Here is a 7,197-nt window from a genome sequence, read left to right on the forward strand (position 1 = left end):
AAAAAGGTATATTAATTTTTATAATAACGATAGAGGACATAGTTCTTTAGATTATGAAACACCTGCTAAGGTATATTTTGGTACTCAAAAAATTGCTTAAGTTTTTTCATAAACTGTTTGACAAACACGACCACCATAGAATAGGGATATATTATTTAGTATATTTTCCTTTAATAATTGGTGAGATGGCTATTAAAGAAAAAAAGTGTTTCCTAATTATAACCTTTAGTATAATTCTATTTTTTTTATTATGTTTACGAGGACTTTGGTTATAAAATCTCTTAAACAAGAGTTTAGAATAGATAAAACCTCTTTAAGTGAGGAAATTAACTCTAAAGAAGAGTCTTCTTTAGAAAATAAAAGGTTAATGTTAAATTTTAAGTTATTAAATTTTGAATAAAGGAGGAAAAAGATGAATATTTGTTTCACACCTCATAAAAGTATGAGGAATCAATATATAAATTTATTTACATCGTCATTGGAAAATAAAAAAATAAAAATTTATGGATTAAAAGAAGTTTTGACAGATTTTAAAAAATTTAAAACTACTAAAATTTTTCATTTTAACTGGTTTTTAAAAGTAAATAGTAAAAATAAGATTATTAATATTTTAGAATATTTATTTAAATTTATATTACTTTTTATTTTAAAAACTACCGGTAAAAAGGTAGTATACACTTTACATAATAAATTACCTCATGATGCAAAAAAAAATATAATAGTAAAAAAATTAAATAGATTTTTATTGAAATGTAGCGATAGGATTGTAGTTCATTGTTATGATGATAGTTTAAAAGTTCTTAGAGAAGAGTTGAGCGAAAAAGAAATCCAAAAGAAAGTTAGGTATATAGAACATGGAAATTATATTGACGCCTACCCTGAAAAACAAACTCAAGAGCTAAGAGAAAGATTAAAGATTAAAGATGATGAAAAGGTATTTTTATTTTTAGGATCTGTGGAGCCGTATAAAAATACTCATTTATTAATTAAAGCATTTAATGAGTTAAATTTTGAAAATGTGAAACTAGTTATAGCAGGAAATCCAAAATCAGATGAATATAGAGCAAGAATTAAAGACCTCTCAAAAAATTCGAACATTTATCTAGAGTTGAGATTTATAGAGGATGAAGAACTTAGCATGTTTTTAAATGTAAGTGACTTAGTAATATTACCTTATAGTAATGAAAGTAGTCTTAATTCAGGAAGTGTATTTCTAGCATTTTCTTATAAAAAGACAGTAATTTCATCGAATATAGGGACTCTAAATGATATAAGAAGGGATTTTTATTATTCATATAATTATGGAAATGAAAAAGAACACATTGAAAAATTAAAATCAAACATGAGTCTTGTAAAAAAAGAACTTGAAAGTGATTCAAAAGTACTTTTAAAAAAAGGTCTTACAGCTTATGAATATGTATCAAAAAACAATAACTGGGAAGATATTAGTCAAAAAATGTTTAAGATTTATAATGAGTTTGGGGTGAATGATGAAAATAAATAAGTTAGCTTTTTATTTGAAAAAAGTTTATAAAGATTTTACCAACCCTTTGAAGTATCAGATAGCGAATGAATATTTTAATAAAGAATTAAAACATTATTATTTTCTATTTGATGAAGAACTTTTGCTAAAAGGGGGAAGTCAAGAATTTTACTTTGATAAAGAAGGGATACCAATAATACCAGAATATATAGATATATCGACAGGAAAAGAAAAAAAATTTCATTATTTCCCTATTTCAATAGGACAATATGGTTTAGCTATCTTCCATTCATTTTTGAGAGAACAGAGTAAAGAAAATGAAGAGCGTTTTTTAAAGATAGTAAAGTGGTTTTCTGAAAATCAAAACGAAGATGGGACTTGGAGAGCTAATGTACCAGTTCCAAAATTTAAATTAAAGAAAAATTGGGCTTCTGGAATGGCACAAAGCAGAGGGATATCTATTTTACTAAGAGGTTATCAACTCACATCTAATGAGCTTTATAAAAAGCAAGCAGAAAAAGCATTAGAGATTTTTAAAATAAAAGTCGAATCAGACGGGATATTAGATTTTTATAAAGAAAATCCATATTATGAAGAGTATCCTTCAAAACCAGATGCTCCCCATGTATTGAATGGGATGATTTTTGCTCTTTTTGGATTGCATGAATTTTCAAGATTAGGGAACCAAAGAGCAAAAGAACTATTTGATCAAGGAATAAAAACATTGGAAAATACATTGAGTGAGTACGATTTAGGGTTTTGGACTAAATATGATGTAGCAGACGAAGTTTTTAAAGTGGGAAGGAATATAAATAGCTGTACCGCTCATTATCATAATATTCATATTAAGCAATTAGAAGTACTTTATAATATAACCAAAAATGAGATAATAAAAGAATATTTTGAAAAATGGGAAAAGTATGAAAATAATAAGATTAACTTATTGAAAGCATATTTCATAAAATTTAAGTTTCTGAAACAAGTATTGGAAGTGAAAAAATGATATCAGTTATAGTTCCTGTGTATAATGGAGAACAATTTTTACCTGAATTTTTAAAAAGTATTTTATTTCAAAAGGTTAATTTTAATAGTTTTGAAATCATTTTAATAGACAATAATTCAAATGATAAAACTAAAGAATTGATTAATAAATTTAAAAAAGATAATTCTAACATTGATTGTAAGTATTTATTTTATGATGGAAAAGCTAGTTCTTATGCTAGTAGAAATGTAGGGTTAACTAATTCAAAGGGAGATATATTAGCTTTTACAGACGTTGATTGTATTCTTGAAAAAGATTGGTTAAAAAATATTCAAAGTAAATTCAATGAGAAAAATAATAAGATAATTAGTGGAGATATTGATTTATATTTTAAAGATAAAAAAAATATTTGGGAAAATTTTGATAAAATTGTTCATATGAGAAATGATAAACGAGTAAAAAGTAACGAAATTGCTACCGCTAATATGGCTCTATTAAAGGTAACTTTTAATGAAATAGGAATTTTTGATGAAGTTACTTCGGGTGGTGATTTTAATTTTGCCAAAAAAGCCGTTAAAAAAGGTTTTGAAATTGAATTTTCAAAAGATATTAAAGTTTTACATCCAACAAGGAAGACTTATTTAGAGATAAAAAAGAAACTATTAAGATTATCATTTGGTGAAGGAGAATTGTATAGAAAGCATAACAAATCCTTTGCAAGAGGTATTATTATTAATTTATTGAGAATTCTAAATTTGCCTAAGCATTATAGGATATCAAAGAAAATGGTTGTAAACACTGGAATGTTTAGAATGATGATTTTTAATCTAGTTTATTTTTATTTGAAACTACTTCAATTTGGATCTTTTATAAGGGGGTATATGGTTGAAAATTAATAAATTGGTATCTGTAATTACTCCTATGTATAATTCTGAAAATTTTATAGAAGTAACTATCCAGTCGGTTCAGTCTCAAACTTATGAAAATTGGGAAATGATAATTGTAGATGACGTTTCTAAAGATAGAGGACCTGAGATAGTAGAGAGATATATAAAGAAAGATAAAAGAATAAAATTAATAAAATTAGAAAAAAATAGCGGTGGCGCTGTAGCAAGAAATAGAGCAATAAAGGAAGCAAAAGGGAAATATATAGCTTTTTTAGATAGTGATGATCTTTGGCACCCTGAAAAGTTGGAAAAACAGATTAAGTTTATGGAAGAAAATAACTATGATTTTACTTATACCTGGTATCAAAAGATGGATGAAGAGGGAAATCTACTTGATGAAGTTGTAAGGTCGGAAGATAAAGTTGATTATACAAGATTTCTTAAATCAAATCAAATTGGATGTCTTGCAGGGATGTATAATGCAGAAAAACTAGGAAAGATATATATGCCTTTAATTAGAAAAAGACAGGATTATGCACTTTGGTTGCGGGTATTAAAAAAAGTAGATTATGGATATTGTCTGAAAGAAAATTTAGCTCAATATAGAATAGTTAATGGATCTGTTTCAAGCAATAAAATAAATCTTATTAAGTATAATTGGAAGTTATTTAGAGAAATAGAAAAATTATCCATTTTTAAATCCTTTTATTATCTTTCATGGAATATATTTACTAAGTTGATATTGAAAAACTAATTTTGACGCAGACTTAAAATGACTTTGAAAAAGAAAAATCTTTGACACTTTACAGTCAGACCTTAGTCTGCGTTAGAAAAATGGACATTTTATAATTCGTATTAATTAATGTGATTTGTGATAAAAATATTTTAGTAAATGAGGCCTTTTTCTTTTTCAAAATTTTAAAAATAAAAATATTGGATGTGACTTTATTAGATTTTAAAGATCGGAACTTAGTCTGCGTCAAAAGGAGTTTCAAATGAAAATAGCAATTGCAGGAACAGGATATGTGGGGCTATCAAATGCAGTACTTTTAGCTCAAAACCACGAGGTAGTAGCACTAGATGTCGTTGAAGAAAAGGTAAATATGATAAATAACAAAATTTCACCTATAGTAGATGATTATATCTCAGATTATTTAGCTAATAAGGAATTAAATTTAGTAGCTACCTTAGATAAAGAGCTAGCATATAAAGATGCAGAATATGTAATCATAGCCACTCCTACAAACTATGATGAAGTGAATAACTTCTTCGATACCAGTTTAGTAGAGGTAGTTATTAGTGATGTATTAAAAATAAATCCTAATGCTACCATGGTAATTAAATCTACAGTACCGGTAGGATATACTAAAGGTATTAAAGAAAAATTTGGTGTAGATAATATCATCTTCTCCCCTGAATTCTTGAGGGAAGGAAAGGCACTCTATGACAACCTTCATCCTTCTAGAATAATTGTAGGGGAAAAATCTGAAAGAGCAGAAATTTTTGCTAATCTTTTGGCAGAAGGAGCTATTAAAGAGGATATACCTATCTTATTTACAGAATCTACTGAAGCAGAAGGAGTAAAGTTATTCTCCAATACCTATCTTGCACTGAGAGTTGCATATTTTAATGAACTGGATACATATGCAGAGGTACATGGACTGAATACTAAACAGATCATAGAGGGAGTGGGACTGGATCCAAGAATTGGAGATCATTACAACAACCCTTCATTTGGATATGGTGGATACTGCCTGCCAAAGGACACAAAACAACTTAGAGCCAACTATGAGAGTGTACCAAATAATATAATTCAGGCAATAGTGGATGCCAACACCACAAGAAAGGATCATATTGCTAGAAAGATATTAGAAAGAAATCCAAAGGTAGTTGGAATCTATAGACTTACTATGAAGATGGACTCAGATAATTTCCGTGCCTCAGCAGTACAGGGGATCATGAAAAGACTCAAAGCCAAGGGAGTAGAGGTCGTGATCTATGAGCCGGTATTGAAGGAAGAAAGTTTCTTTAATTCTAGAGTTATAAGGAACTTGGATGAATTCAAGAAAATTTCTGATGTGATAGTGACAAATAGACTGTGTGAGAAATTAACAGATGTAAGTGAAAAGATCTATACGAGAGACCTGTTTGCTCGGGACTAAAAGTCACAGCAAATAAATGTAAAATTGAGAATGTACAATGTACAATGCGAATAAATGAAATAAAAATATTATCAAAAAAAATAGAAAGAAAATCCATAAAATGGAATATATAAATAGAGTACAGAAATAGCAAATCTATTTTCTGTACTTTTTATTATTTATGGAGGTAGAAATAGAAAGAAAAAAGCATAGAACCCGGAGAAAACTTTAATCTAGGCTCGGGGAGTCTCTGTGTTCCAAAAAGGTCAGAAGATAAAATCAGACCTTAGTCGGTTATAAGTCGGGGTCAAGAGAAAAAGATTCTCTTAGTGTCCTCAGAGTTGATAGGGTTGCTCTGTTATGATGGTTAAAAATAATAATCTGAAAGGAGAGTGAAATAATGAAAAAGTATTTAATTACAGGTGCCGCAGGATTTATAGGAGCAAATTTTCTTAAATATAAACTTAAAAAATGTACTATTGACAATATACAATGTAAATTAATAGTTTTAGATAAATTAACTTATGCAGGGAATTTAGGAACTATAAGTGAAGAAATAAAAGATGAGAGGGTAGAGTTTGTAAAAGGAGATATCTGTAACAAGGAATTGGTAGAAAATATTTTTATGAATCATGATATTGACTTTGTTGTAAACTTTGCAGCAGAATCCCATGTGGATAGATCCATAGAAGATCCGGGGATATTTCTAAAAACTAATATTTTAGGGACCCAGATATTGATGGATGTAGCTAAACAAAATTGGACTGTAGGTAAAGATAAATTTGGATATCCTATCTATAAAAATGGAAAGAAATTCTTGCAGGTAAGCACTGACGAAGTTTATGGAAGTCTTGAACGTGAATATCCTGAGGGTAAGTTTCTAATGGATAGTGGACAATGTACAATTGACAATGGTTTGGATAAAAAAGAATTAGAAAAAGTATTAAATGGAAGAGAATCTATGCCAAAAATATTTGGGAGTAAGTTTTTTACTGAAAGAACTCCTCTAGATCCTAGATCACCCTACGCGACAAGTAAAACAGGTGCTGATATGTTAGTTCGGGCCTATGATGAAACCTATCATTTCCCGGTAAATGTAACAAGGTGTTCCAATAACTATGGACCTTATCATTTTCCTGAAAAATTAATACCACTTATAATTAAAAACATATTGGAAGGGGAAAAGTTACCTGTATATGGGGACGGAAAACAGGTGAGAGACTGGCTCTATGTAGAAGATCACTGTAAAGGTATAGATATGGTAATTGATGGTGGAAAATTAGGTGAAGCTTATAATGTTGGCGGATTCAATGAAGAGACAAATATAAATATTGTAAAGATGACCATTGATACAATTAAGAGGCTTGTAACAGGTGACAAGGAAGAGATAAAAGAGGAATATAAAGATATTGTGAAATGTAATCTTGAAGATATTAATTATGATCTAATAACTTATGTACAGGATAGACTTGGACATGATGCGAGATATGCCATAGATCCGACAAAGACAGTAAAAGAACTTGGGTTTTATCCAGAAACACCATTTATTGTAGGGATCGAAAAAACAATTAAATGGTATTTGGATAATCAAGAATGGGTAAATGATGTAGTGAGTGGTGATTATGCCAAATATTATAATGAGGTGTATAATAAATAGAGTGAAGGAGTATAGGAAATCTATACTCTTTTTCCATATAATTCTAT

Annotated in this window: 6 protein-coding genes; all 6 read left to right on the forward strand. The window is 28.7% G+C overall.

Going from position 1 to position 7,197, the window contains the following annotated elements:
• Positions 1-412 precede the first annotated feature (412 nt).
• The 6 genes from V5784_RS09885 to V5784_RS09910 all read left to right on the forward strand — a co-directional run bounded on the left by V5784_RS09885 (position 413) and on the right by V5784_RS09910 (position 7,150).
• Complete coding sequence (locus tag V5784_RS09885) at positions 413-1,504, forward strand: glycosyltransferase (protein WP_336888849.1); 1,092 nt, start codon at positions 413-415, stop codon at positions 1,502-1,504.
• Positions 1,491-2,486, forward strand: a complete 996-nt coding sequence (locus tag V5784_RS09890; protein WP_336888850.1) for a D-glucuronyl C5-epimerase family protein — start codon at positions 1,491-1,493, stop codon at positions 2,484-2,486. Before V5784_RS09885 ends, V5784_RS09890 begins: the two co-directional genes overlap by 14 nt.
• Positions 2,483-3,361 (forward strand): glycosyltransferase, encoded by an 879-nt coding sequence (locus V5784_RS09895; RefSeq protein WP_336888851.1) that lies wholly within the window; start codon positions 2,483-2,485, stop codon positions 3,359-3,361. Before V5784_RS09890 ends, V5784_RS09895 begins: the two co-directional genes overlap by 4 nt.
• Positions 3,351-4,106, forward strand: a complete 756-nt coding sequence (locus tag V5784_RS09900) for a glycosyltransferase family 2 protein (RefSeq protein ID WP_336888852.1) — start codon at positions 3,351-3,353, stop codon at positions 4,104-4,106. Before V5784_RS09895 ends, V5784_RS09900 begins: the two co-directional genes overlap by 11 nt.
• Positions 4,107-4,347: 241 nt before the next feature.
• Positions 4,348-5,514 carry a nucleotide sugar dehydrogenase gene (locus V5784_RS09905; RefSeq protein WP_336888853.1) on the forward strand — a complete coding sequence of 389 codons (1,167 nt, stop codon included), beginning with the start codon at positions 4,348-4,350 and terminating at the stop codon, positions 5,512-5,514.
• 379 nt (positions 5,515-5,893) lie between these two features.
• Positions 5,894-7,150 (forward strand): dTDP-glucose 4,6-dehydratase, encoded by a 1,257-nt coding sequence (locus V5784_RS09910; protein WP_336888854.1) that lies wholly within the window; start codon positions 5,894-5,896, stop codon positions 7,148-7,150.
• Positions 7,151-7,197: the final 47 nt, after the last annotated feature.

It is taken from the genome of Psychrilyobacter sp. (assembly GCF_037132775.1).
Taxonomy (GTDB): domain Bacteria; phylum Fusobacteriota; class Fusobacteriia; order Fusobacteriales; family Fusobacteriaceae; genus Psychrilyobacter.